This window comes from Promicromonospora kroppenstedtii DSM 19349 (assembly GCF_000515355.1).
Lineage (GTDB): Bacteria > Actinomycetota > Actinomycetes > Actinomycetales > Cellulomonadaceae > Promicromonospora > Promicromonospora kroppenstedtii.
The window spans coordinates 1-1,457 of record NZ_KI911653.1 but is presented as its reverse complement, the minus strand read 5'-3'; the positions used below and the strand labels follow the sequence as shown (position 1 = coordinate 1,457).

At 75.0% G+C, this 1,457-nt stretch carries 1 protein-coding gene; it reads right to left on the bottom strand.

Annotated elements, in window-relative coordinates:
- The coding region (locus PROKR_RS10225) for a beta-N-acetylhexosaminidase (protein WP_425414876.1) at nucleotides 1-1,457 on the bottom strand (1,457 nt) is incomplete at its 3' end.

Genomic DNA, 1,457 nt, shown 5'->3' with positions numbered 1-1,457 from the left:
AGCCCGGCCCAGCCGCCGACGGCGGTCTCCGCCGCCAGGTCGCGCGGGTAGCCCTGCACCCCGGGGCGGGTCTGCCAGGGGTGCGGGCCGGCGAGCGGCCGGTACTCGACGCCGTACGCGTCGAGCCGTGGCAGGTGGTGCCGGGCCAGGCGTTCCAGGAACTCCCTGGACCGCTCGGAGCCCGGCTCCCGGCTCGCCTGCGGGGACCACGCGACCTCCGCGAACGCGGCCAGCCGCGGGTAGGTCGCGTAGTCGACCCGCCGGGCGCTGTCGAGGTGCTCGGTCCACACCTGGGCCTGGGCGCCCAGAAGCCTACCCCGCGTGGGGGCGACCGTCTCGCCGGTGGTCGGTCTGGTCGAGGCCTGGGCCTCGACAAGCTCGGCCGGCGAGGACGAACGTTCGACCAGCGAGAGCGACTCGACGAGTCCGGGTGGGAGGGGGTCGAACGAGTAGACGTCCTCGACGGTGCGCAGGAAGCCGACCGGGATGGGCTCTGCGGGGTGGTCGCCCGCGCGGTGGTCAAGGTAGACGGCCTGCTCGGGCGCCATCACCACGTCGTGCCCCGCCGCGAGCGCCGCCGCGCCCTGGGCGTACCCACGCCAGGAGGTGACGATCACGTCGCGCGGCAGCATGGGCGAGACGGCCTCGTCCCAGACGACGGCGCGGCGGCCGGCGTCGGACACGTGCTCTGCGAGCCGGGCGATGAACCAGCCGTGCAGCCGCCCGACGTCGACCGCGCCGTCGGCCCCGTACAGCCCCAGCGCCCGGGCGCGGTCGACGATCTGCGGCGACTCGCGCCAGAGGGTCGGCGGCACCTCGTCGCCGCCGAGGCCGATCCAGGGCGAGTCGAAGACGTCCAGCACCTCGTCCAGCACGTGCCGGAAGAACGCGAGCGAACCCTCGGACGGGTCGAGCACGTCCTGGCTGATGCCCCAGGTGGTGCGCACCCCGCTGCGGTCCTTGCGTGTGCCGAGCTCGGGGTAGGCGGCGACGGCTGCCTCGACGTGACCGGGCACGTCGATCTCGGGCACCACGGTGATCCCGCGGTCGTGGGCGTAGGCGACGATCTCGCGCAGGTCGTCCTGCGTGTAGAAGCCGCCGTGCGGCCGGCCGTCCTTGGCGCCGGTGCGCCAGGTGCCGACGGTGGACTCCCGGCGCCATGCGCCGGTGCGCGTCAGCTCCGGGTAGCGGTCGATCTGCACCCGCCAGCCCTGGTCGTCGGTGAGGTGGAGCTGGAGCACGTTGAGCCGGTGGGCGGCGGCCAGGTCGACGAAGCGCAGCACGTCGTGCTTGGGCAGGAAGTGCCGGGCGACGTCGAGCAGCACCCCGCGCCACTCGAACCGGGGGTGGTCCTCGATGCGCACCGCCGGCAGGGCGGGCAGTGTGCCGGCGGTCCGGTAGGCCGCGGTCGCGCGGCGGAGCGCCGACGGGCCGGCGAGCTGGCGCAGGGTCTGCAC